Genomic DNA, 21,902 nt, shown 5'->3' on the forward strand with positions numbered 1-21,902 from the left:
TCCTGTTAACAGGCATATGGTGGAAAGGTATGCACCCTTCCACCATATGCCTTGAGAAAATCATTCTTCAGGAAAGACGATTTCAGGAAGGCCAAGGACCTCTCGGGCTTTATCTCTGACCAGGCTGTGATCGTCCTCAGTATGGAAGTCTCCACTAGCAATCGCGTCCTCGCAGATTTCGCCAATTTTGGAGAATATTGGGTCATCCGTCAAATCAAGATATTGAAGGTTTGCTTCCATTGAAGATAGGTAGAGAAGTTCCCCCTCTTCGTCTATCAGGCAACTGTAGAATGGAACATGTGAGATGCCTGGAAGAACGACAGGTTCTTCAGAAATTCTGTCTTCAAAGGACAATTCAGATACAGGAATTCCAAGCTTTTCAGAGAGTATCTTATCCTTCTCTTGTGAAAGTTCCAACGTGCCTTCGTAGTCGATCATAATAACCATCTTTGAAGACTTTATCACCGACCGCAGGGCAAAAATAGGTTCTGATCCCAAATTATCTGGCATGAAAGTAGTCATTCCTCTATAGTAATGGGACCGTATCTTTCGGCTTATAGGGCCGACACCTCCACTGGTATCCAATTCTCCAACCTGTACGAGTACTGTGCCATTCTCTCGATGCTGTACGAATTCATCCACTGATTTCTCATACTGTGATCGGTTGGAGTCGATTAAGTCGCGCCCGCGCTTTGCGTGTTCGATTTCATCTTTGAAGCTGAACGATGCGACCACGCCAAAAAGTATATAAAAGGGAATCCCCGCTGCCAGCATCATTAGAAATGTGCCCCGGACGAATCCCGGCCAACCCTTTTTCGCTATATAGTGAACTACTGCCGCTATAATTGCGAGATGAAAGGCCAGATCGGTCTCGTTGAAATAGAGGCACACACCCAATATAGCTATAGCTGCCGCTATCACGTAATGTCTCTGCAAAAATTTAATTGCCATCATTTGTTTTCCTAAAAGTATTGTGTTGAAATTTTATATTGGAATTGTTCTTAATTTTATTCAGGAGTCACGTTATCCTCATGATCATGATTTAAGCGTGTTTTGGCCACCATTGCCTCCCACTTATCGCCCCCATGATGAATATTTTCCGCTCCTCGTCTTTCACAGAGATCCCGTATAGGGGCGAAGATGGGATCCTTCGTGAGATCCAAGTTTATGAGCCCAGCCTCAAGTGCGCTGAAACGGATGAGTTCATCGTCACCGTTCAAGAGACAAGAGTACACTACAGGTCTTGAGATCTCTCCAATTTCGGGATTTGAAAACAGAGGTAGACGCTCGTCTGAACCCGAAGCAATACTTTCAGCCTGAGATGCCTGTTCTTTCAGGTCGATCAGCATCACCATTTTCGATGCGTCTGAAATGGTAGCAATGGGAATAATGGGGTCCGGGCCAAGCTCATTTGGGATAAATGTATTCGCAGATCCCATCATGAAATTGAAGATGCCGACACTTGCGGGTCCCCAGTCTGTATGAACCGGTTTGAGAGAGTGGACTAGGCTCCCGACCAATCCTGCGTCCGCATTCGCCTTAAAATCGCCTACGAATTCCTCGACCTGATCTTTTCGATCATCCAGCGATGCCCGAGCGGTTCTTGCGCTTTCAATCTGATCAGTGAACAGCGCGTACCCTAAGATTGCACCAATCAAATATAGAGGAGCGCCAGACATCAAGAATATAGCTGGAAAAAGTCTGCGTTTCCTAGGAAGTCCTTTATGCATCCAAGAAACCACGAAGGTCGCAATAATACCTAGGTGGCCAGCAAATAATGGCTCATTGAGCGGGATAGCTATAATTACTGCTATAAATAATATAGCATAAATGTGCAGATCGAGTTTCGATATTTTCTTCATTGGGCTAGGTTCACTTTTAGTGCTGTTATTCATGCAGCTTACCGAAGTGACGTTAACCCATGGTTTCTTAAGCTAGATTTATTACGACCTACTCAGCATCGCGCTCTTTGGTTGCCTCATCCAAAAGCTTTTGGGTTCCGTGTAGGAGGTTAGATAGATAGCGAAGCTGTTCTGCGGCTTGCTCTACATGGAAATAATGGATGCCGACTTCACGTCCAGCATCAATCATGCGATCAAGCTTCTTAGCCAGATCTTCGATATCAGTGTGACTTGCGGGTGAGCGGTCTCTAGGCATTTTTTGTCCTTTTCAGAAATCTTGATTTTGCTTGGCTTATCTCAGTAATATTTTCTCGGTCGATCTTTGGGATTGTAAGGGAGCCTGAACGGACCGACGATGGTTTCCGAGTAGAAGTTGAAGAAATCCTGTCGTGCACAGTGCCACCACATTTTTAAAGGTGGCTTTCGAACAGGATCATAATGGCATCTACACATAGCGGTAGCGATCCTGTATCCCTGCCGTGCGGTCCGTTGCACTTCATGTAGGATACCCATCACAAAGTATCCAACCACACAGACGCCAATCGCAGCCATGATCCAGACAAGGATCATCATGCTGCCGCTGCGCCGTTTTGCAGGGAGATTTCCGCGTATCTTTGTTTGAGGAGTTCATAACGCTTTGCGACGTCAGGATTACTCAATAGGTAGGCCCGAGCTTCAGCGCCTTGCGGTCCCTCTCGCAGCTCTGTTGTGGTCCCCAAAGGATATTGACGGATGGTCAGGTCGACCCCATCGTTCCAGTAGTGGCTATCGGTACTGCCGTCAGGGAGAGTGGCCACGCCTCTCTGGACTGGAAAGCCATAGATGTCATCAACCAAAAGTGCGGTGACCGCACACTGGTCCGTTTCTGGACGTTCTGGCGTCCATTTCTCTGGGTCTAGTGCTGTCTCAGCACACCAAGACTTGCGGATAGTGTTAATAATATCGGTTTTCGCGAAAATCATATTTTAGTTTCCTGTATCTTTCTTATTGCTTGGCTTATTGCTCAGACCGCCATATCTACAAGGGTTCCGGTAGACCGGTTGCGCATCGCAGGCACATTTGGGTTCCAAGAGAAACGGTAGCGTCCCACGAAGGTGTCATCGTCGATCTGCATGAATTGCTTGAAGGACGCGATTGCTACCATCTTCACTGTTGGATACCGACGAAGTTTCTGTGTACGCGCCTGTGCTGTCGCAATTTTACGGCCCATACGAAAAGATCGGCGTACCTCCCAGGCAACCATATAGATCCCGAGGAGGTAGCACAGTGTACTCATAAAAACTGAAGGAACAACGAAACTTGACCACGCCATCACCATCAGATTACTTGTAGCCCCGCGAGGTGGGGAAGTTCGCAGGCATATTGCCAGGGGTTCTTCGCTGGTGCTCACGAAAGCTCTCATCGGATCTGGCGTCAGCGCGGGCTCCCGCGACTGCGGCGCACATGATGATGCCAGTGCTCAAGGCGGAGAGAGTTCCGAAGCCGATTAAAGCGACCAGCTCCCAAGTTTGCATGATACCGTCAAATGGCATGTAAGTTCCCCTTTATCCTTATTCGAATATGACGACTTTCATGCAACAGGTCAAGCATAGATAAGGATAGAATGGGTTCTTTCGTAATTGCGGTGCGTTTTAGTCATTGATATTCTATGCTGTCATGATATAAGTGAGTTAAGAAAGCGGTTTAAGTCCGATGGAGACAATGATGCCAAAGCAGCCCTCTACAGATGATGCTTCAAAGGAAGCGGCCCGCGCAGAATTAAAGCGCCAGAACGCTGCGGCGAAGAAGGCCCGCGAGCCATTTAGTCGAGGTGTGCATCCTCGTGTTGCTGCGATCAAGAACAAGAAAGACTGAATGATGTCCAATTCCCCATGGGTTCTCGTGACAGACGAGCCGGTCCCTGAAGATCGCAGTGTGATGCTGTATCTGGCAGAGGACCGCTTGGGCTCACGCTTTGCGATCAGCAAGGTCAATAAGATTTCCAATGGCTACATGCGTGTGATCGATGGTCTGTTTGACTTCGATTTCGATGGAAAGGTTCTGGCATGGCGTGACATGGAGAGTCTGGAGAGAGAGCTACCCCTCTCCCTGACTGGCGCCGAAGAGCAGCCGGTAAAAAAGCCTCGTGCGAGACTGGCCGATCAGGTTGGCATCAGCTTCGAGCAAGCTCTTGCGCTTGTACGCAAGCATGGAGGCATCGTACGCCCTTTTGAGGTGGATGGTGAAGGCAACTACGTGAGCCATGGCGTTACCTCCTCTGACAACCTAGTCGTTCCCATCCCAGGGACAGAAGCCTGGGATAATTATAAGAAGCGGTTTTTCCATGACCTGCTGATCGAACAAGATGAAAATGAAGGCAAAGACCAATGAGTGAAGAAACCAAACACGACAAGTTCCTGCGCATCCGTGATGCACGCATGGAGAAAGCAGTCAAAGCGATCAGCTTGCTGTCCAATCTGTCGAGTTCAAACTACGAATTCGAACCCCATGAGGCTCAGGCGATCATTGATGACATGCTGGGCGCTGTCGATGAAGTCCGAGCAGAGTTCAATCTGCCAGCTCCTTCGCTCGCGGTTCAAACAGAGGTTCCTGCTGCTGAGCCTGAGCAGGAAGCCGACGAAGAATTTGAAGACGAAGGTGTGGCAGAGAAGGTGGCCAAGAAAAAGGCACCGGTAAAGCATGACGGACCAATCGAATATATTGAAGTTGATCCAGCGGGCCAACCTGTCGGCGGTCTCCTTCTCGGCTGGGGACTTGTTGGCAAAGCTATGGAAGCTGTTGAGGATAAAGATCTCGATACGGCCCACGACTTCTTGAAGAAGGCTCTTTGCGCATAGTTGATGTGATTGTTTAAGGTCACATCGCAGTAAGTTGAAATTGGTGAATATTATGAATGATAGCCGTACTGATAAAGAACCTGAATGCCCGTCTTGCGGCCGAGAACTGATGTTTTTCCAAGACCTTCATGGTTCGGGCTTCAACTGTCATGCGATGGACTGCATGGTAACCTGGGATTACGACGAGATCGTTGAGCCGGAGCCGGTGGAAGCGATCCCAAAAGACCCGGATGCCGAGATGTGGAACAACATCGCTATCGTGGCGGCCAGCTGATGAGGGGTATCGCAAAAAATCATCCAGTTTGGGCCTCCATCGAAGAGATGCGAGGCGCGCTTCCCCCAGCATGGATTGATGCCGCCACGGCCATTCTGTCGACCATTGAGCGCGGCACTACCTACTCGTTCGGTGATCTTCGCTCCATCTGTGATGATAGCGCCACCGATGAGCAGGTGGTGGGATCTGCAAACTTCCTAACGAACTGCTGGGACGCCGTGTTTGATATCGAGCTTTTCCTGAAGGATGAAACCGGCCGTCATGTGCTCACAAGGGAGCAGGCTAACTTGGTACTTAACGATACCCCGTTTCGTCATCCAGTGACCGGAGACCTAATCGAAGAGCCTCAGAAGGCCACCTACCTATCCTACCGCTGCCTGGATTAGGCGAACCATTCGCCCTTTAGCGCGGTCAAGATGTCGTGTCCCTTCGGTCATCAATGAGTATCAACATCAAGCAGAAGATACGGGAATATTTTAGGTTAATCGGCTGTGCAAAGTTTAGGGCGACCAGCAGTTTTCAGTCCTTCTCGTAGTGGCCGAACTCCATCTTCGTCCAGATATCATCAAAGAAGGCTTCGGTATCCGCAAAGTTCTCAAAGGAGATCTCGACGTCGGCCACCTTCCCGTGCTCGCTTTCCACATGGAACTGAACCCAAGCACGGGCACTCCAGTGGTTGGAAGCTCGGATGCTGACAGCCCCCATATCAAACATGTCGATATTGAGAAAGTAGCGGGTACCATCATCATCCGCCACGCGCTTTTGGATCGAGCCCTGATAGAAACCAGGGGTTCTCTGGTTTTTCTGCGCTTTTAAGCTGTCAATATAGGGGCGATAGCCGCGCTCCTCACCTTCTTTTAGAAAGGCTTCATTGTTTTTTTCTCGAATGATGCTGTCCATAATTACCTCTTGTGAGCCTAGATCAAACTAGACTTCTGCCTCTTTAAATTTGCGCGCATTGGCGATGGCTTCACCGGAATTCCAAGCCAAGATGGCTTCCTCTTTAGTGCTATACCACTCGTAGAGATTGAGAGACCGAACTTCGCATCCCCATGCCTCAAGAGGGGATGTACCTTCCTTAAACATGGGATGCGACAGGTAATACCCGGTCACAACACCATTGCTTTCGATGGATTCGAAGAAGACCTTGATGTCGCCGCACCCGCAGCACGGACATGGGTTCGGCTTAGGCCCATCCGAACGAGATTTGATCGAGTTATCAACAGGCGGCTTCATGCTGCACAAATTATTCATAGTTATAACCTTTACTTACGAGGCATTCTTAATGCGATGGTTTAGCTGAGGTGCCCGCAGGACAATCATCCCGTAGCCATAAGATTTGTGGCGGCCGACGCCAGATAGGAGCCGATCCTTGAATGCCTTGGGATCAAGGACTTTCAGATTTCCCGTCACCTGAATTTCGTTGTTGTAGCGGATCTCGTTTCGCTGCCGAGGGACGTTCTCGGTCACAGTGATAGCAGTTAGCTCTCTGTCGAGCTCTGCGAACCCTTCGAGGCGCTGAGACAGCCAAGTCATATAGCTCGTGAGGCGGTCTGTGCCCGCCGTTTCTGCGTCCCGCTGAAATACGCCATTTCGCAGATCAAGTTCGTAAGCATCAACCTCTGTGCTTACGTGCGACCGTCGAACAGGGATGGTTTTCAAATCAAACCCAATGACCTGATCTCGCTCAAGGTCTGGCATGGCCTTCATTCGTAGAGAACCCATGCCGATAACCGACAGGCTATCGGGACATGCGACCAGCTGCGAGATTTGCTTGAGGGCTTCCTCATCCTGGCTGGTGTATCCGATCACTTGAAAGGTGTCTCCAGTTCCCGGATAAGCGCGGAAGGGTTTGATGGCACTGGGGCCAAACGTGGAATCCAGAAGATAGTGCAGGCTCGACTGTTGATCTCTTTTCCCACGGACCTTCAGCCACTCGTCATATGCGGCCTTATCGACATTAAGAGCAATCATCTGCACCATTTTATGCATCCATTTTAAGTCTGTTGGAAACACAATACAAGAATACGGAAGCACAGTAAAGGTCTATGCTTCCGTATATTTTGAGGGATAAACATCCCCGCTTTAGCGGGGATACCTGCCACTAGAGGCGCGTCGGTCAATTACTGGTCCATCCCCGCTATTGCGGGGGTTAGTGAATTGGTGACCATTATAATAAGCCCTCGAGTAGATCCCCGCTAAAGCGGGGGTTAATGTTTTCTGCAAAATGGCAGGGGCCGTAATTTGGTAGATCCCCGCTAAAGCGGGGGGCTTGGCACACAAGCATGATAGTCAGGATATTTGTGGTCCATCCCCGCTATTGCGGGGAACACCTTTTTCGAAATTAGACTGCATTATATAACCTCGGTACATCCCCGCTGTTGCGGGGAACACGCAACCTAAGCGAAAGTAACGCCGCCTTGTTCAAGTAGATCCCCGCTCTTGCGGGGAACACGAGGTTAGGAAACCCTTTGGCTTTCAGGTGGGCGGTACATCCCCGCTCTTGCGGGGAACACTCTGTCTGCAAGCGCATGAAAACATGCTTTAATGCTACCGATCTGAAATCCACCAGTTCAAAACTCTGCTTCAAGAACCTCCACTTCTGCGTTTCCAGAAACGCCTTCAACAAGGTTTTCAAAGCCTTTGTGCATACCAGATTTCCAATTGCGCAGGCCCGGATCGGAAACTACCCGAGAAACAGCTGCGGTATCATCAGGCCCCTGCCCCAATGGCCAGCGCGCAGGAACGCCAGCTTCAACGATTGCATTCAGAGCTTCATAGGCAGTGTCTGCCTCAAGAATACATGACTCGTTAGAGGGTGGCACCATAGGGGCGCTCGGCAAACAGGTTCTCCGACCAATGCTGATCGGGTAAACTGGACGCCGGAATGCCTCTGCAATTTCTTCAAGAGTGAAGCTGGATCCGTCCTTGAAGCCGATGATCAAACGCAGACGGGCGTCTTGCAGGTAATCCTTTGTCCGTCTTACTGATCGCTCATACGTCGCATCTCCACCATCCCGAGAGACCGGAGAACCTATTGTGGTCCACATCTTCTCCACAGCCAGTTTTGCGTTCTGCATATCACGCAGAATACCGTTCTCTTCCTCCAAAGCGCAGGCAAAAATGATCTTGTCTTGGAGATCCTGAAGCGCTTTCACATTAGAGCGCTCCAAGCCCAGTGCGGCCCCGATCATCCCGACAATCATCGACTTCGACGGGAAGCGCCCAGTAGGCGCAAACCGGTCAACGTTGATTGCCCCGAAGGACATCATGGGTGCTTGAAGGGTAACCTCAAGCCAGCGCATCGGCCGCTTCCTTAACAGTTTCCTCAACCCAGTCAGCCAGCTCAGCCACAGTGGACTGGTTGCCAAATGGGAGGTCTTCCAACACACGAGAAGTAGCAAGCATATAACGGCGATCCTCCTCGATCCCATAATTATGATCGATGACTGTGGCGAACTCACTCATTGCTTCCAGAGCCTCCTCAGTTTCGGATCCCGTCGGCTTCCGGAAAGCTTCCACATAGCTCATTGGAGCGCGATCACCTGCGGAGACCACAATCGAACTTGCGCGGGTATAAGGTGCTGTGGAGCCTGTCTTACCGGTCATGCGGGGCTCAGCGATCATATAAACGAAAGTCCGGGCAATCTTAGCGGCCAGCTCTTTGTCGCCGCCTAGGTTGTTCAGGAGATCACGGATATTAAGAACGGTGTAGCCGTAAAACAGGGATGTGTTTACTTCGGTTTCGCCCATGTGACCCGATCCGTTTTCCACAAGATCATCAACAGCGGTAAAGGGATCGATTTCCGCCTCGCTTTCGTGAACCGTGACAGAGTGGGCCACGCTTACGGCGCCATCAATATCAGCGTTACGATCCCCAGTAACCATGCGGCCGAACAGGGCCCCAGGAATGCCGCCAGCCAATGTGGCCTTTTCACGCATGGCCTTGAAGTTGTCCTGCTCATCCTTTGCGATCACTTTTTTGGCCACATCAATGAGCTTGATGCCTTTCTCTTTTTGTTTGGCCGTGTACTTGGCGTTTGGATGCTTCAGAAGCTCACCGTCATATTTTGTATGGCCATCAATTTTATCGATGCCAGCTTCCGTCTTCATGTCAGAGACCCGGATCGCAGCTTCCCGAACGCGCTCCTTCAGATACGCGATTTCTTTCATGCCAAAAAGAAGCATCGTCCTTTTGGTCTCGGCGGCTTCCTTTTCTTCGTCATCGTCAGATTTCTTGGCGGTAGATTTCTTGGTTTCTCCCTGACCGTAGACGGCTTCGTTCATAATTTTACCCGTCACCTCGAGAACATCGGCAGGGAAGTCTTCCGCCAATTCAGGAATGAGCAATTCTGTAACGAGGTTACGCGTGCGCACCGAGCCCATGTCTTCACCCAGATCCTGAAGGGTGTTGGGACCGTCCGCATGACGCCAATGGTACTTGAGACACTGAGATGAGACGCGCGTTCGAAGGACGCCACCAAGGCTGATTGCCTTTGCCCGGCCGAAGTCGTCACGGTTCAGGAGTGAGGGGCCAAAAGGGGTGAGGCTGTGAAACTGAATGAACATATTTTTCATGGTGTATTCCTTGGTCTTTATTGAACGTGTCGATAATATTCGCGGGCGATCTTGCGATCTGGAAAACCGGATTTTTCATCGAGAATGGCCCAGGCCAGTTCTCCAACGTTGATCCTGTAGGGAGGGTGGGAACGCGACTTCACCATTTTCATTACACGGTGAAACTGCTGACAGCGCTGCGTGCCACGAAGCTTTGTGAGATGAGCGAGCCTTACTTCAGATAGCAGAGGCTTCGTGGTTCGCCCTTGATGCTGGATGCCACCTGTTGCGAGCAGCATGCCAAGGGGAGCTTTAAAATCATGTGTGAGAGTTCGACCCCGACCCATGCCATCCGCAGTGATAAATTCTGCAAGCGAGGCTACGATATAAATCCACCGCGCTGGGTTTTTGTCGACCGTATCCGTAAATTTTGCTGCCAATTGCCAAAACGCTGGACATCCAGTTTTATCTGCACGCCGAAGTTGGGCGAGATCCCCGGCGGGCAGCATTGATAAGTGTTTGTAGACAGATATCGCGTCTCTGGTAACTGTGTCGAGCATGTAAAGTATAGTTCCCAATTTATTCTTTGTTTATACTTGTTATGCTCAGATTAAGTCAAGCGGCTTTCCTTTTCATTCCTTGAATAAGTGCATCTCTTGCCCGAGATTCCGACCGCAAACGCGTGGACGATGGAACCTGCCCTCTGCTGAGGAACTCATCGAACACCTTCCAGCACGTCTTCTTCAGTCGCTTCTCAAAGACCACCAAGCGTTCTTCCAGTGCTTCATCATCGTCAGCAACATCAACAATGGCAGCCCATTCACGCATGAAATATCCGTCGATATCCAGATGCGCCTGATCTGAGACCATATTAACTGCTGCTCCGGTGGCTGGTTTCCTGATGAATTTGATATCTCTGGCACGATCCATGTCCCCTCGGGCAACATAAACTCGCACCGACTTTGAGAGCGAACTTAGATACTCTTTTGTGAGTTCTATCATCTGTTTCATAATGCTGTTTTTATCTTCCCCACCAAAGAAGATGTCTTTGGCTGCACGCGGCAAGGGCACGAAGATGTGCTTATGGCCGAGTGTCTTACCCTGCCCCTTGCGTACGAAATCTATAAAGATACCGAGGTTGTCAGCTTCCCAATCCACATAGTCACGGTGAGCGAACCGGTACTCATCGTTGGTGAGGAAATCACTGATCATGCGGTAGTCGAAGGCTCTTGGGCTCTTCTCCGGATAGCCCCATGGGGTGTAACCCACCTGCCCCTTTTTATCGTCCTTGTAGGCAAGGATCGCCCAAGGATCGGTGTCTTTTTGAAACTCCGCTGCATGTACGCGTTCGGCGGTAGAACCCAGCGCGATAGCCTCAATCCGACCATTATGTTGAAACAACTTCAGGACACGGGCTTGATCAATATACAGCGGATCAAGTGAGGTCACTGGAAGACTGTTTTTTGGGATCACAGCCCTTTTTTGCTTTTTCTCACCCTCTTCTTTGCCTTCGCCTTTTTTGGGTTTCGGCTGAACGTAGCTGTAGTCCCACTTCAGATGCCAAAGCACGCCTGGCTTCTTAAAGCGTTGCTGTTCTTTGCTGCTAGCGGCCGCCCGATTAGAAAGCAATGCCTGCACGTCTTGCTGGAACCAGGATGATGCGTCGATGGTCATGAACTTACCGGCAATCTGGAAGACGCCAGCAAATACACGAGACTGGTTTCCTGAAGCCGCACGCGCGGTACCATAGTTCATGACGCCGCCATATCCGGATTCTGTTTGGTGAACGATCAGAGCGTATAGCCAGTCTTCCATGGAAGCGTCATAATTTCGGTTCTGTTTGACGTAGTGGTTGTTGGCTGTGACCAGAATATCAAGAGCATCCGGCGTGCGTTTTGGGTCTCGTCTTGAGCTTGCGTGAACCATGGCTTGATCATCTTCGTTCAACGGAGACTGCATGAAGGCTGGCTTTCCAGGCTCAGAAATCAGATCCCAGTACTCATCGCCATTGGTCAACATCGACAGAGCTTGGGCCCATTCATCCGATGATGCAGGCTCCTTATCGAATTTGGTGATCGCCAGAACTGCCAGCTGGACCAAGAAGCAGTGCCAGACTTTGGCATGATAAGAGATCAGATTTGGGAAGGACGTTACCAAACCCTTGGATAATCCATCCATGACTTCAGGCAGCGTCATCTGGTCACCGGTCTGGACCGTAATTACAGGCTCACTTAACAGGTTGAAGGTTTTCATATAATCAGTCTCCAGCATTTTCTTCGGTCATAATTTTGAGGCCCTGACGGGTGTAGGTGTATGCGCGTACGACATTACCCTCCTCGCCCATCGCCCAGATATTCAGTCCACGATCACGTCGAAGTTGGACACGTAAAGGAGGGTTGTCTGGCAGCCCTTCCGACATGTGGGAAGGCACCACGATTTGGCTGACGAAGTTTCCAAAGGGCCCTCTGGTACCGCGCGGGAACATTAGTGTTGCCCCAAATTCACCCAGACGGGTACTGGCACGCTCATCATAGTCTTCTGGTAAGGGAGCAGATCGATCCAGACACAAACGGCCTGCATGGCGGGTGTCATCAAGGATCCGGCCCATGACTGCTTCCTCATATTGGCGCCAGGCGGCCCCTAACTCGTTTAGTAGCTCTTCGCGGGCATCAGGATGCGTGGCCATCTCTACCAGATACCGGTTCATTTCAGGGATCACCCACTCCGGTCGGTCATGGATCAAGCGGCGGGTTTGCTCGAGACCAACGACATCGGTGTAGATACCATCAACTGCACCATCTCTAATGATAGCACCAAGGCCTTCCGTAAAGTTGGGTTCGGTAAGATACTGCATCCCGTAATCCGGCGTACAGACAATACATCGTGGGGTTTCATATCCGGCCGGTCTTGGCATTCCAGTGATCCGACGGTGCAAACGTCCGATCCGTTGAAGGAGAACATCCATTGGGCAGAGATCAGTAATCAGACAGTCCGCATCAATGTCCAAAGACTGCTCAACGGTCTGCGTTCCGATCACAATTGCCGATCTTTGTTGCCGATGTTCATCGTTCTCCAAAACGGCTTCAACAGCTTGGTCTAGCTGCTCTCGATCCTCTGTCGCAAAGCGGGAATGGTGAACAGCTGGGACACCGTTTACGTCGAAGAGGAGGTGCCCTCCACCCTGCTCAATAATGGCGTTATATACGCGCTGGGCGGAGCTTACGAGGTTCTTGATGATCAGAACCCGGGCGCCGCGCTGGGCATTCAAAATCGCAATCCGGGCCACTTGATCTGGCTCCATTGAGGGAACCTCTCGCATGGTGACAGACTTCTGCTGGGCGCCGGATGCATCCACAAAAACGGGTCCGTTTTGCCGATCTGTCCAGATGGCTGGATAGGGGTGTTGGGCGGAAACATCAAAGGGCTCAATGTCGCGCCCCATCCATTCTTGGCGGGCAACAGAACCAAGTGTGGCAGACATCAGCAGGGCATGACCACCGAGCGCACAATGCCCATCCAGGAGGTTCTTGATGATCCGGGTCATATAGGCGTCCGAGGCATGCACCTCATCGACGACGAGCAAGTTTTTCGCCAGAGCACTGCCGCGCATATGCGCATGTTTCGTGCGCAAGCTGGCGATCATGGCTTGGTCAACTGTGCCGATAGCCACTGTGGCGGCCAGATATCTGTCGGTTTCCACAACTGCCCAGCGCTGGGCAGTCCGATTATCATTCCAGATCGCTTCAAACTTGCCGATCTTGAGGCCTTCGTTATCGCCCATCTTCATGTAGCCAGGCACAGCAAGGACCGGTTCAGGGAAGATATCTCCAAACATGCGCTTCATAGCTTCCACACAGCGCGTATGAAGCTGCTTGGCCGCTGCACGGGTGGGAACCGCGAAATACATGCCAGCGACCTTTCCTGCCCCATACAGGAGCCCAAAACGGGCTAATGCGGCTTCGGTCTTGCCTGAACCGGTATCCGACTCCAAAACCACGAGGTTTGCATCCAGGTCCAGATCACGCATGGAAGCTTGAGCGGGCCGTAGGTTGGTGAACCCATAGAGGGTTTCGTCATCTGTTCCTTGTAGCTTGAAGTCGCCAGGATCGATGCCGGTGGCAATCATAATTTCGGCAGCTTGCTTGCGAGCCCACTTACTGTGTCCGAAGTCGATCTCTTCGTAGTAATCGAAAAACTCGTTGCTGGAAGCCATCTGGTCAGCCAGAGCGGTAAGCCCATTCAGGAAGTGGCAGAGCGCATGAGAGTTCTTAATCGGTCGGGCTTTGGGGTCGAAAGCTTTGGGGAACCAGGCTTTTGCAGCCGCTCCCAGATCCTTGGTGTTTTCCGCCAAGTCATACTCGAGGTCTTTTGGCTTATCCCATGCAATCGGCATGGGACGGGCCGGTGTGCCGTGGTGCGCTAAAATATGACGCATCACCGATGTCATGGTCTCCCCACCCATTGTGCGGTGTACCTGCATAAACAGAGAATGGAACGGATGGTCCTTTTTGCGGGCTTGCTTGATGAAGTTGAAGCCATCACTGGCATGTGGCGAGCTTGACTTGCGGAACCGCTTCATCTGGAAGTTGGGGTTCAGCTTACCTACGTCATGTAGGAACACCAGAAAAGACAGGCGCTGAATATCGAAGTCATCCATATCGCGCTCAATTAGAGCTTCGAGCTTATTGCGATAAACCGGGAGGGTGACAATTGCCTCAAAGCAGGCAGCAACATCCATCAAGTGGTGTGCAAGGCGATGGACCTGGCCATCCTTACCAAGCTTGGCCCATGCGACCGGATTTCTGTGGATATTCATTTATAGACAACCTCTTTGCGGAGGTTATCCATAATTATTCATGCTATTGCAAGCATAATATTGTTCCTATGCTTAGGGGGCCGCTGTTGGTGAGTCCGGATATTGAAGGTCATTGCGGTTCTCTCGTAGCCAGACTTCGAGAGCTTTAGCATCCACGGACACGGATCCGACCTGCGCTTCACACCAGCTCTGAGGGCTCCAACGCTCGTGAGCGATCTCGAACTTGAACTCGTGAACATCGTCTAGATAGTCACCCTTGTCCAAAATTTGCTCGAAAATAAAGCCTTCCCACCGCATCATTTGATCGATAACAGCACCCACATCCGAAGCATTCATTTCAAAGCCACGGGCTGCCAGATCCTCAATCTTGTCACCGTCCTCGGACATCAAGAACTTGGCGATGTCCACGCTCGCAAGATTACCGATAGGAGTGACCACTTGCATAATCATGGGGTCTACATGGCGCATTCCGGCATGACGGATGACAGTGTCATCTAAGAGAACAGTGAACCATCGGTCGGACACGGCTCTCTCGTCACCACAGACATTATCGGCCACGTGATTGTAGTAAAACTCGTCATCCCGGACAGCATCGAGGGTGTTCATCCCACCGTCATCTTGAAGGTCTAAGACGCGCCAGTCATTACCTGCTCTAGACCAGACTTGCCACGTGCCAGGAAGGTTTGCCTCAACAGACTGAACCTCGCGCCCCAGGTACGCCTCAATGGCTTTTTTCTGATCGTGAGAGGACATACCGGGTTTAAGCACGTCATCTGGGATATCCATTTCTAGTTTGATTTTCATATTTTTACCTCAAGGTGTCGGGGTTGTATTGGGATAGTTCACGTCTGATCGGTTATGCCGCAGCCATGCCTCGAGCTTTTCGGAGTCGATGAAAGCTGCGATCTTGTGACCTTTGGTTTTAAGCAAGTAGGCTTCAAAATCATCTCTGTCATGGAGGAGCTCAGGCATAAAAATAGCAGCTGTCCCGTCCATTGTTTCGTTTAACTTTTTACCTTCAAGAGCCGCCCTGAAAGCCGGATGAGATCTTTGTTTGAGGCCTTCGAGCGCAACACCCACGTGTAGGAAGCCAATCTCCCAGCGGGAAAGTGCTATCGTCTCCAGATCAATTTCTCTCGCTTCCATCAAGAACGATGAAATGTCCAGATGGGTTTCTCCATGATCTGGAGTGTAAACGGTAACCGTGACTGGATCATAATTCCGATCATCTTCATGTCGGATAACTGGTGAAATGTGCCCCTGAGAAATCTTTTCCCCAAGGTATACCAAGGCGTCATTCGACGTGAAGCAGGTCATATGCTGAAGAATTTTGTAGGTTTCATCACCTTGCACAGCGCTTCCGGGAACGCCAAAGGAAGTTGAATCCGCGACTACCCACCCGTCACCATTCTTATCTTTGAACCATACCTGCCAGACCGGGTCTGCTGATATCTCGATAACGGATGAAAGCTCAATCGGGCGCTCGGCCGTGCTGAGGAGAGCTTGAAGCTTTTGTGCTATTACATCGCTCTCTTCATGCTCTCCGCATAGTCCCTCTGGGATCTCAATTTCAATTTTTGCTTTCATCGTATCCTCGCAGGAAAAGTATTTCTCTTCTACTTAAATTCGGGCGTCACTGTGAAACCTACAAGGAACCCTTCTTGCTTAGGATTAAGAGCAGCTTTAATCTTGGCGGCGATCAACTCCCACGTTTCCTTATCCGGCGCCATAAGAAGATGACCTTCTTTCAGGCCTACATGGTACTGGTCGCCTTCCAAGGTGCAGGAGTAGCCTCCCGCCTCTTGATGGATCAGAACACCAGCAGCATGGTCCCAAGGTTTCGTATTGGAGGTCAGAGAGAAGTCTACAGAACCCTCTGACAGCATGCGGTATTCATGGGCTGAGCACCGCAGAGACATGATGCGATCAAACTCAGGGAAAAGCTTCAGCAGACGATCCCGGGCTTCCTGACCATGGGTGTATCCAAAGATGTAGTAAGGGATGAAGCCGATCATCTCAGAAAGAGGCTTGGCAGGCGAAGCAGTCAGTGGTTTCAGCTTACCATCGTCACCTTGAGACCAGGCGCCACCATCTTTTACGGCCATATCCCAGGTATCAGAGAGCGGATCATAAAGAAGTCCGAAAACTGTCTCACCCTTCTTAATCACTGAAACAATGACCCCGAAGTTGTTGTTTCCCTTCGCGAAGTTCCATGTTCCATCAATCGGATCAATAATTATGACCAGCTCTTTCTCTGGAAGGCTGTCGAGCAAGCTGGGATCGGCCGCCACGGCTTCCTCACCAATAATAAAGGCTTCCGGAATGATGCATGAAAGCCGCTCCGTAATGGCAGCTTCGGCCTCTGTGTCTGCAATGGTGACGAGATCAGACGCGTAGTCTTTGGAGTCCACCTCACCCGCCGCAAGGGCCCGGTAACGCGGCAAGATGAGTTCTTTTGCCACCTCGCGTACAACTTCGGTAATTTGGTGGTACATTGCGGTCGAGATATCCATTAGGGCTTCCTGTCAAAAACTATTTGACAGAGGGGTACAATGCCTCGATTAAAGGTGGATTAATATTGAGTTGAGATTCCTGATAATTGTACCTCGACTGCAACTATTTCTCTAAATGATCATGATTTATGCCAAACTAACCATTGCATATCCTTATCTATTTTAGTTAAAGTCAAGTGAAGAAAACTTTCAAAGGACTTTAGCAATGACCAAATCATTCAAATCTCTTTCTGCTATTTCGGCAGCTCTCCTATCCGCTGTTTTGGTTTCCGGGTGTGCCGCACCGGCCCCGACCACAAGCACCGCTATGAAGCAGACTTCGGTAGCGCCGACGCAGACCCGCCAACCGGCCCGGGCCACCCCAAAAGCAGCTCCCACTGCTCGCAAGACCAGCACCACATCCTCCACGCGCACAGCGTCGACGACCAAAAAGAAGAAAGAGGAAGAGAAGACCACGCGTGTTGCATCGTCTACTTCTCTGAGCCGTCGTGGACCTGTCGACACCACCCAGCGCGCAGCCGCAACCGGCACCTCTGATGCGCCTGCCCCCATTAAGGTGAAGCTCTACGATTAAGAGCTCGAGCGCAGAGGCGCTACAACACATTAGATAAGCAAGGATTTCGAAGGGGATTGATTTGAAAAGTAAGCATTACGTTTTTCTGTTTTTGGTAACAGGTGTTTACCTCCTCTTCGAGCTTGCCTTCAATGCGAGGCTTTTGGACGTGGTGGGATCCACTTTGGATCATGATGCGGTTGATGAGATTGAATTCTTCGGCCGTATCATCAGTGGCATCGCCTTCACCCTTGTCTTGTGGCCTATGGTTTTGAAGTACGCGGCGCGGGATGATCGCGAGAAGCAAGTTTACACGCTGGAAACCGAACGTGAGATTTCCGCGCCCACACGTATTGAGCTACCATCGAAAGCGCCTAAGAAACCTTATGGTCTGGTACGTACCGGATTTCTGCTAGCGATCACTCTCGCTCTTGGGGTTGCTACCAGCTACGGCATTCAAGAGGGTATTCTCAAAGGCATCACGGCCACCTCCAGTGCTGCTCAGAAGCGGGCAGCAGCAACACTTGTGGCCCTTACAGGTGCCATGCACTCGGAGAACGTCAGCTTGGATGGGTTACCCATGGATCAGGTTGACTTGGACAGCCCTGAGGGAAAGACGTTCTTGGCAATTCTGCCTGCTCTAGCTCTTTCCACAGATAACCTGGAAGAAAAGACGGAAAACGAGCTTGGTCAAATTGTTCGCCAGCGTACTGTACATGCATTGGGCGGTGCGTTGGCGTTCTATAACAAAGCTTACCTACCGAGCGAGGCTGCCCTGAAAGAGAGCTTCAATGGGTATCTTAGGTTGGCCGATCCTCACTTCGAAGCTGCCCAGAAAATACCAGAAGAGCAGGCGAAAGCCTACCGTCAGTACCGGAATGGCCTTGGTAAATACTCCCCTTACACGCTCCCAAAGAGCCTCTACAAAAGGGTGCGCAGTAATGTGAGAAAAAATGGGGTCTATGTTGATAGCTATTGGGACCCGCGTGATAAGGCTGGCTTTTATGCCGCCGTTGAGAAAAAGATTAGAAATCGGATCGACCCTCAATACAACCACCAAATGTTCCAGCATTTTGGCTTCCATCTACCGTCAGACTTGAATTTCCAAGGCTTCATTCAGCATAAAAAGATGCAGGGATACTGGCACTCCAAGATGAGCACGCCAAAGCATCTGACGCTAGCAACCGGCTGGAGCTTTGAGGAGTTCAAGGCGCGGATGTTCGATCCTTGGATGGATTATGTCGTTGAAAACGAAGTAGAGCGCCTCTTGTCGCCTATTGAGACCTTTGAGGATGGGGGAACTAACGTCACGCTCGGCAACGATGCGATACGGGCAGCTTATATCCCTCTTGTCGCCTTCATATTTTCAACTATCGGCGCCTTGGTTCATACGTTCAAGACAGCGGCCTTCGCACTGTTGATGGGGATGTACCGATGGAAGCCCATCGCCTACGCTGTGGCAGGCTGCGCAGCGGCCGTGCTGACCTACGTTTGGGTGATACCGGCAGCCACCACGTCCAACTCCGTGTCAGAATCCTTGCTCTTTACTAAGCTTGAAGAAGACACAATTGAGAAAGCAGGTCCAGGTATGGCGATGGTAATGCGTGGTCTCATACAGGTTCAGACAGAGTTCTACCCTATATCCGAAGCGATACGTACGAAGGTTCTATTCGGGATACGCTATGAAAAGGACTGGGAGCTTAAGGACTTGGAAGACTGGATATCAAACTTCTTGTCTTGATCTCACTTGCTCGCTCTACGATGTCGTCCAGCATGGGCGACATCTAGGACAGTGAAGATCCCGGGTAGAGGGTAATTTCGCTGGCCACCGAAAAGCAAAAGCCCCCGAACCGGAACTTGGCTCGAGGGCTTTCGCATTAGCGGGATGATCCCTGATTAGTTCTTTGGTGCGATTGCTTCCGGGGATAGCAAGCTCCCCAACCCCATAAGGTCCATCTTGAGAACCGCGCCCCTTAGGTCGATGCTGGAGATCGTAGACGGCTGCAAACTCGTCTGCTCCCATTTTTCCTTCAGGTAGTCAGTCACTTTTGCCATGTCGCTGTCATCTGGAAGAAAGGAAATCTGCAACAATGATGAAAAATCATTGCGCAGCACTCTGAGCTTGGAGGGCGCCACGCTGTTTGGTAACATACTGTTATCACGCAACAGGAACTCAAATCTGTGTTGGCTCAACGTGTCTGTTGCATCGTATGCAGACATGATCTGGTGAAAGGTGAAATCGATGCGCGTTGGAAGAACGTTACCGAAAACATCGGTCAGGCACAAAAAGGCTTGATCTACGTAAATCACGTCTTCCTCAGACCATTCCCCATTAAGATAAGCATCATAGAGGTCCAAATCTGGTGTCATATAGATAGATTGGTAGCCATCTTTGTTGTCATGCTCGAAGAGTGAATCTTTTTGCTTGGAGAGGTCACGATACCCGTTTGGACCCTCCTCTAACATCTTCTTACGCTCGTCTGCGGTCAAAATGGCGTAGCCTGAGTAGCAACCAAGATAATTAAGAGGGCTGAAGCCTCTGGGGTTGCGATTGTAATAGTTCCTCGCGCGCTTGCCCTCTTCGCTCAGGAAGAGCTCGTAACCTTGAGGTGTCAGAAAACCAATGGCCAAACTATGCGGTTCCATGGGCTTTCCACCCGCGCTGACTGCAACCTTTCGGCGTAGGAGTGCGTAGCCCTCCATCTTGCCGTGGAGGGGCTCTAGATCCCAAGTAACGTCGTAGGCGAGCGTTCTTTTCCCGTGGTATTTAGGCATCATTGATCCTTAAGTGTGGATGTCTTTCAGGTCTTATGGCGAAGGCGATGGTGCGAGGCTTGTGATTAGATCACCTTCATGTTCCAAGATCGAAATCACGGTGATTTCCTCAATCTCGCGCAACATGTGCCGACGTGCTGTCTCGAAACTGTAGTCCGGCTCCCCTTCTACCTTCCAGGGTTTGTACTCATCGTCGATTTTGAGCAGTTCGGCAGCCACAACCTGCATGCCTTCCAGAAACGCATCAGAGGCTTCAAGGAAATCATCGCGCCGCATGTAGCTATCAAAGAACGTGAACACGCCATTACGCTTCATTCGAGATGTTAGTTTGCGCAACTCCTCACCAGGCGCACTCCAACCGCTTTTAGGCTCCATTTCATTCTGAGGCTGTGGTCGAAGGCGGTTAAGCTTATGAATGGTTTGCTCAACCGTCCATTTCTGACCCCGCATAAAATCATCGTTGATCTTTTGCCCCTCTTTGAGCTTCGCGGCTGCGAGGTGATCACCAAGCCCCTCCAGGAAAGCTACTGCGGGTCCGAACTCGGTCTTATGCGTGTTCCGGATGTCTTTCATTTTGGCTTTTAGGGTGGACAAAGCCTGATTGGCAGAATTGCGTTGTTGCTCAAGTCTGGCAATTTTTGAGTTGTCGTCCATTCCAATATCTTTCCGGTATTGTTAGAAATCAAAAAACAATGCCCCCAAAAGGAGGCATTGTCAATAATTACTATGCATAGAAATATGCTATGTGTTTGCTTATTCTTTAGGAGAGCCTTCCGTCTGAGTCTTTGGATAGATCCCGGACTTGCTTCTAGAATTTCAGTTTTATCGCATACTACGCATATGTTCACTATACTCTTTGTATCCATTCCACTGACTGTTGCGAGGGTTGTTGCCCTCACGCGCGGGTTGGGCTGGCTTCTTAAATGTCCAAGGTCTTTCCCTGCCTGTTGTATCATTTTTATAGCGCGGGTTGACATATCTTGTGTCTGACTTCCAAGTTTCCTTCTTACGGGTGACTGGATTGGTGACTTTCTTAGGAGTCCAGCGTATTACTTTGTGAGGTGCCTCATCCTCCCGGCGTGGGTTCACGTATCTCGTATCAGACTTCCAGGTATCCTGATTGCCGTTGTTCGGCTTGCTAACGTCTCTTCTGGAAACCGGAGGCTTAACGATTTCTCTTGAAACCGGAGGCTTAACGTAACCGGTGTTCGGCTTGCTAACGTCTCTTCTGGAAACCGGAGGCTTAACGATTTCTCTTGAAACCGGAGGCTTAACGTAACCGGTGTTCGGCTTGCTAACGTCTCTTCTGGAAACCGGAGGCTTAACGATTTCTCTTGAAACCGGAGGCTTAACGTAACCGGTGTTCGGCTTGCTAACGTCTCTTCTGGAAACCGGAGGCTTAACGTAACCGGTGTTCGGCTTGCTAACGTCTCTTCTGGAAACCGGAGGCTTAACGATTTCTCTTGAAATCGGAGGCTTAACGTAACCGGTGTGCGGCTTAGTGGGTTTCTTAAACGTCCAAGGCTTCTCTGTACCTGTCTTGTCGTCCTTATAGCGCGGGTTGACATATCTTGTGTCTGACTTCCAGGTATCCACCTTACGAGTGTCTGGTTCGCTTGGTTTTTTGAATGTCCACGGCTTTTCCGTGCCGGTTGGGTCATCCTTATAGAGAGGGT

26 protein-coding genes are annotated in these 21,902 nt (G+C 50.4%); 7 read left to right on the top strand and 19 right to left on the bottom strand.

Annotated elements, in window-relative coordinates:
- Window positions 1-60: 60 nt before the first annotated feature.
- From J7392_RS05005 to J7392_RS05025, 5 genes are all read right to left on the bottom strand, one after another.
- Complete coding sequence (locus J7392_RS05005; protein ID WP_209216469.1) at window positions 61-954, bottom strand: hypothetical protein; 894 nt, start codon at window positions 952-954, stop codon at window positions 61-63.
- A 53-nt stretch (window positions 955-1,007) separates the two neighbouring features.
- Window positions 1,008-1,895 carry a hypothetical protein gene (locus J7392_RS05010; protein ID WP_209216470.1) on the bottom strand — a complete coding sequence of 296 codons (888 nt, stop codon included), beginning with the start codon at window positions 1,893-1,895 and terminating at the stop codon, window positions 1,008-1,010.
- A gap of 55 nt (window positions 1,896-1,950) precedes the next feature.
- Window positions 1,951-2,157, bottom strand: coding sequence for a hypothetical protein (locus J7392_RS05015; protein ID WP_209216471.1), 207 nt, complete (start codon window positions 2,155-2,157; stop codon window positions 1,951-1,953).
- 313 nt (window positions 2,158-2,470) lie between these two features.
- Window positions 2,471-2,863, bottom strand: a complete 393-nt coding sequence (locus J7392_RS05020) for a hypothetical protein (RefSeq protein WP_209216472.1) — start codon at window positions 2,861-2,863, stop codon at window positions 2,471-2,473.
- Between the two features lie 41 nt (window positions 2,864-2,904).
- Window positions 2,905-3,051 carry a hypothetical protein gene (locus J7392_RS05025; protein WP_209216473.1) on the bottom strand — a complete coding sequence of 49 codons (147 nt, stop codon included), beginning with the start codon at window positions 3,049-3,051 and terminating at the stop codon, window positions 2,905-2,907.
- Window positions 3,052-3,605: 554 nt separating this feature from the next.
- Here J7392_RS05025 and J7392_RS05030 point away from each other — a divergent pair.
- The 5 genes from J7392_RS05030 to J7392_RS05050 all read left to right on the top strand — a co-directional run bounded on the left by J7392_RS05030 (window position 3,606) and on the right by J7392_RS05050 (window position 5,398).
- The gene (locus J7392_RS05030; RefSeq protein WP_209216474.1) at window positions 3,606-3,755 is read left to right on the top strand and encodes a hypothetical protein; all 150 of its coding nucleotides are present in this window, start codon (window positions 3,606-3,608) and stop codon (window positions 3,753-3,755) included.
- The gene (locus J7392_RS05035; RefSeq protein WP_209216475.1) at window positions 3,756-4,271 is read left to right on the top strand and encodes a hypothetical protein; all 516 of its coding nucleotides are present in this window, start codon (window positions 3,756-3,758) and stop codon (window positions 4,269-4,271) included.
- Window positions 4,268-4,738, top strand: coding sequence for a hypothetical protein (locus tag J7392_RS05040; RefSeq protein ID WP_209216476.1), 471 nt, complete (start codon window positions 4,268-4,270; stop codon window positions 4,736-4,738). The genes J7392_RS05035 and J7392_RS05040 overlap by 4 nt, the downstream gene beginning before the upstream one ends.
- A gap of 109 nt (window positions 4,739-4,847) precedes the next feature.
- Entirely contained in the window at window positions 4,848-5,012 is a 165-nt protein-coding gene (locus J7392_RS05045) for a hypothetical protein (RefSeq protein WP_209216477.1), read from the top strand.
- The gene (locus J7392_RS05050; protein ID WP_209216478.1) at window positions 4,979-5,398 is read left to right on the top strand and encodes a hypothetical protein; all 420 of its coding nucleotides are present in this window, start codon (window positions 4,979-4,981) and stop codon (window positions 5,396-5,398) included. Before J7392_RS05045 ends, J7392_RS05050 begins: the two co-directional genes overlap by 34 nt.
- A gap of 133 nt (window positions 5,399-5,531) precedes the next feature.
- Here J7392_RS05050 and J7392_RS05055 read toward each other — a convergent pair whose 3' ends face one another.
- The 11 genes from J7392_RS05055 to J7392_RS05105 form a co-directional block, all read right to left on the bottom strand.
- Entirely contained in the window at window positions 5,532-5,912 is a 381-nt protein-coding gene (locus J7392_RS05055) for a hypothetical protein (protein WP_209216479.1), read from the bottom strand.
- Window positions 5,913-5,939: 27 nt separating this feature from the next.
- Window positions 5,940-6,266 (bottom strand): hypothetical protein, encoded by a 327-nt coding sequence (locus J7392_RS05060; protein WP_209216480.1) that lies wholly within the window; start codon window positions 6,264-6,266, stop codon window positions 5,940-5,942.
- Window positions 6,267-6,281: 15 nt separating this feature from the next.
- The gene (locus tag J7392_RS05065; RefSeq protein ID WP_209216481.1) at window positions 6,282-6,995 is read right to left on the bottom strand and encodes a type I-E CRISPR-associated protein Cas6/Cse3/CasE; all 714 of its coding nucleotides are present in this window, start codon (window positions 6,993-6,995) and stop codon (window positions 6,282-6,284) included.
- A 590-nt stretch (window positions 6,996-7,585) separates the two neighbouring features.
- Entirely contained in the window at window positions 7,586-8,317 is a 732-nt protein-coding gene (gene cas5e / locus J7392_RS05070; RefSeq protein ID WP_209216482.1) for a type I-E CRISPR-associated protein Cas5/CasD, read from the bottom strand.
- Entirely contained in the window at window positions 8,304-9,590 is a 1,287-nt protein-coding gene (locus J7392_RS05075) for a type I-E CRISPR-associated protein Cas7/Cse4/CasC (RefSeq protein ID WP_209216483.1), read from the bottom strand. Before J7392_RS05075 ends, cas5e begins: the two co-directional genes overlap by 14 nt.
- Before the next feature lie 17 nt (window positions 9,591-9,607).
- Window positions 9,608-10,129, bottom strand: a complete 522-nt coding sequence (locus J7392_RS05080) for a type I-E CRISPR-associated protein Cse2/CasB (RefSeq protein ID WP_209216484.1) — start codon at window positions 10,127-10,129, stop codon at window positions 9,608-9,610.
- A gap of 55 nt (window positions 10,130-10,184) precedes the next feature.
- Window positions 10,185-11,840 (bottom strand): hypothetical protein, encoded by a 1,656-nt coding sequence (locus J7392_RS05085; RefSeq protein ID WP_209216485.1) that lies wholly within the window; start codon window positions 11,838-11,840, stop codon window positions 10,185-10,187.
- Window positions 11,827-14,385 (bottom strand): CRISPR-associated helicase Cas3', encoded by a 2,559-nt coding sequence (gene cas3 / locus J7392_RS05090; protein WP_209216486.1) that lies wholly within the window; start codon window positions 14,383-14,385, stop codon window positions 11,827-11,829. The genes J7392_RS05085 and cas3 overlap by 14 nt, the downstream gene beginning before the upstream one ends.
- 72 nt (window positions 14,386-14,457) lie before the next feature.
- A complete protein-coding gene (locus tag J7392_RS05095; protein WP_209216487.1) occupies window positions 14,458-15,189 on the bottom strand; it encodes a hypothetical protein in 732 nt (243 codons plus the stop codon).
- Window positions 15,190-15,198: 9 nt separating this feature from the next.
- Window positions 15,199-15,972, bottom strand: coding sequence for a hypothetical protein (locus tag J7392_RS05100; protein ID WP_209216488.1), 774 nt, complete (start codon window positions 15,970-15,972; stop codon window positions 15,199-15,201).
- Window positions 15,973-16,001: 29 nt separating this feature from the next.
- Entirely contained in the window at window positions 16,002-16,898 is an 897-nt protein-coding gene (locus tag J7392_RS05105) for an inositol monophosphatase (RefSeq protein WP_209216489.1), read from the bottom strand.
- A 205-nt stretch (window positions 16,899-17,103) separates the two neighbouring features.
- Between J7392_RS05105 and J7392_RS05110 the strand changes: the two genes are divergently transcribed.
- The gene (locus tag J7392_RS05110; protein ID WP_209216490.1) at window positions 17,104-17,472 is read left to right on the top strand and encodes a hypothetical protein; all 369 of its coding nucleotides are present in this window, start codon (window positions 17,104-17,106) and stop codon (window positions 17,470-17,472) included.
- 61 nt (window positions 17,473-17,533) lie between these two features.
- Window positions 17,534-19,192 carry a hypothetical protein gene (locus J7392_RS05115; RefSeq protein WP_209216491.1) on the top strand — a complete coding sequence of 553 codons (1,659 nt, stop codon included), beginning with the start codon at window positions 17,534-17,536 and terminating at the stop codon, window positions 19,190-19,192.
- A gap of 155 nt (window positions 19,193-19,347) precedes the next feature.
- On the opposite strand, the gene J7392_RS05120 is transcribed toward J7392_RS05115, so the two are convergent.
- From J7392_RS05120 to J7392_RS05130, 3 genes are all read right to left on the bottom strand, one after another.
- On the bottom strand, window positions 19,348-20,226 hold the full coding sequence (locus tag J7392_RS05120) for a hypothetical protein (RefSeq protein WP_209216492.1): 879 nt from the start codon (window positions 20,224-20,226) through the stop codon (window positions 19,348-19,350).
- A 33-nt stretch (window positions 20,227-20,259) separates the two neighbouring features.
- Window positions 20,260-20,880, bottom strand: coding sequence for a hypothetical protein (locus J7392_RS05125; protein ID WP_209216493.1), 621 nt, complete (start codon window positions 20,878-20,880; stop codon window positions 20,260-20,262).
- A 168-nt stretch (window positions 20,881-21,048) separates the two neighbouring features.
- A partial coding sequence (locus J7392_RS05130) for a hypothetical protein (protein ID WP_209216494.1) occupies window positions 21,049-21,902 on the bottom strand: 854 nt, incomplete at its 5' end.

This window comes from Sulfitobacter sp. R18_1 (assembly GCF_017743915.1).
GTDB classification, from domain to species: Bacteria; Pseudomonadota; Alphaproteobacteria; order Rhodobacterales; family Rhodobacteraceae; genus Sulfitobacter; species Sulfitobacter faviae.

What these genes read in the sequence shown, in the direction of transcription:
- J7392_RS05030 (WP_209216474.1), top strand. Translation starts at nt 3,606, where the DNA reads ATGCCAAAGCAGCCCTCTACAGATGATGCTTCAAAGGAAGCGGCCCGC.
- J7392_RS05045 (WP_209216477.1), top strand. Translation starts at nt 4,848, where the DNA reads ATGTTTTTCCAAGACCTTCATGGTTCGGGCTTCAACTGTCATGCGATG.
- J7392_RS05040 (WP_209216476.1), top strand. Translation starts at nt 4,268, where the DNA reads ATGAGTGAAGAAACCAAACACGACAAGTTCCTGCGCATCCGTGATGCA.
- J7392_RS05075 (WP_209216483.1), bottom strand. Translation starts at nt 9,590, where the DNA reads ATGAAAAATATGTTCATTCAGTTTCACAGCCTCACCCCTTTTGGCCCC.
- J7392_RS05095 (WP_209216487.1), bottom strand. Translation starts at nt 15,189, where the DNA reads ATGAAAATCAAACTAGAAATGGATATCCCAGATGACGTGCTTAAACCC.
- J7392_RS05015 (WP_209216471.1), bottom strand. Translation starts at nt 2,157, where the DNA reads ATGCCTAGAGACCGCTCACCCGCAAGTCACACTGATATCGAAGATCTG.
- cas3 (WP_209216486.1), bottom strand. Translation starts at nt 14,385, where the DNA reads ATGAATATCCACAGAAATCCGGTCGCATGGGCCAAGCTTGGTAAGGAT.
- J7392_RS05120 (WP_209216492.1), bottom strand. Translation starts at nt 20,226, where the DNA reads ATGCCTAAATACCACGGGAAAAGAACGCTCGCCTACGACGTTACTTGG.
- J7392_RS05010 (WP_209216470.1), bottom strand. Translation starts at nt 1,895, where the DNA reads ATGAATAACAGCACTAAAAGTGAACCTAGCCCAATGAAGAAAATATCG.
- J7392_RS05125 (WP_209216493.1), bottom strand. Translation starts at nt 20,880, where the DNA reads ATGGACGACAACTCAAAAATTGCCAGACTTGAGCAACAACGCAATTCT.
- J7392_RS05110 (WP_209216490.1), top strand. Translation starts at nt 17,104, where the DNA reads ATGACCAAATCATTCAAATCTCTTTCTGCTATTTCGGCAGCTCTCCTA.
- J7392_RS05005 (WP_209216469.1), bottom strand. Translation starts at nt 954, where the DNA reads ATGATGGCAATTAAATTTTTGCAGAGACATTACGTGATAGCGGCAGCT.
- J7392_RS05035 (WP_209216475.1), top strand. Translation starts at nt 3,756, where the DNA reads ATGATGTCCAATTCCCCATGGGTTCTCGTGACAGACGAGCCGGTCCCT.
- J7392_RS05020 (WP_209216472.1), bottom strand. Translation starts at nt 2,863, where the DNA reads ATGATTTTCGCGAAAACCGATATTATTAACACTATCCGCAAGTCTTGG.
- J7392_RS05105 (WP_209216489.1), bottom strand. Translation starts at nt 16,898, where the DNA reads ATGGATATCTCGACCGCAATGTACCACCAAATTACCGAAGTTGTACGC.
- cas5e (WP_209216482.1), bottom strand. Translation starts at nt 8,317, where the DNA reads ATGCGCTGGCTTGAGGTTACCCTTCAAGCACCCATGATGTCCTTCGGG.
- J7392_RS05065 (WP_209216481.1), bottom strand. Translation starts at nt 6,995, where the DNA reads ATGGTGCAGATGATTGCTCTTAATGTCGATAAGGCCGCATATGACGAG.
- J7392_RS05055 (WP_209216479.1), bottom strand. Translation starts at nt 5,912, where the DNA reads ATGGACAGCATCATTCGAGAAAAAAACAATGAAGCCTTTCTAAAAGAA.
- J7392_RS05060 (WP_209216480.1), bottom strand. Translation starts at nt 6,266, where the DNA reads ATGAATAATTTGTGCAGCATGAAGCCGCCTGTTGATAACTCGATCAAA.
- J7392_RS05080 (WP_209216484.1), bottom strand. Translation starts at nt 10,129, where the DNA reads ATGCTCGACACAGTTACCAGAGACGCGATATCTGTCTACAAACACTTA.
- J7392_RS05100 (WP_209216488.1), bottom strand. Translation starts at nt 15,972, where the DNA reads ATGAAAGCAAAAATTGAAATTGAGATCCCAGAGGGACTATGCGGAGAG.
- J7392_RS05085 (WP_209216485.1), bottom strand. Translation starts at nt 11,840, where the DNA reads ATGCTGGAGACTGATTATATGAAAACCTTCAACCTGTTAAGTGAGCCT.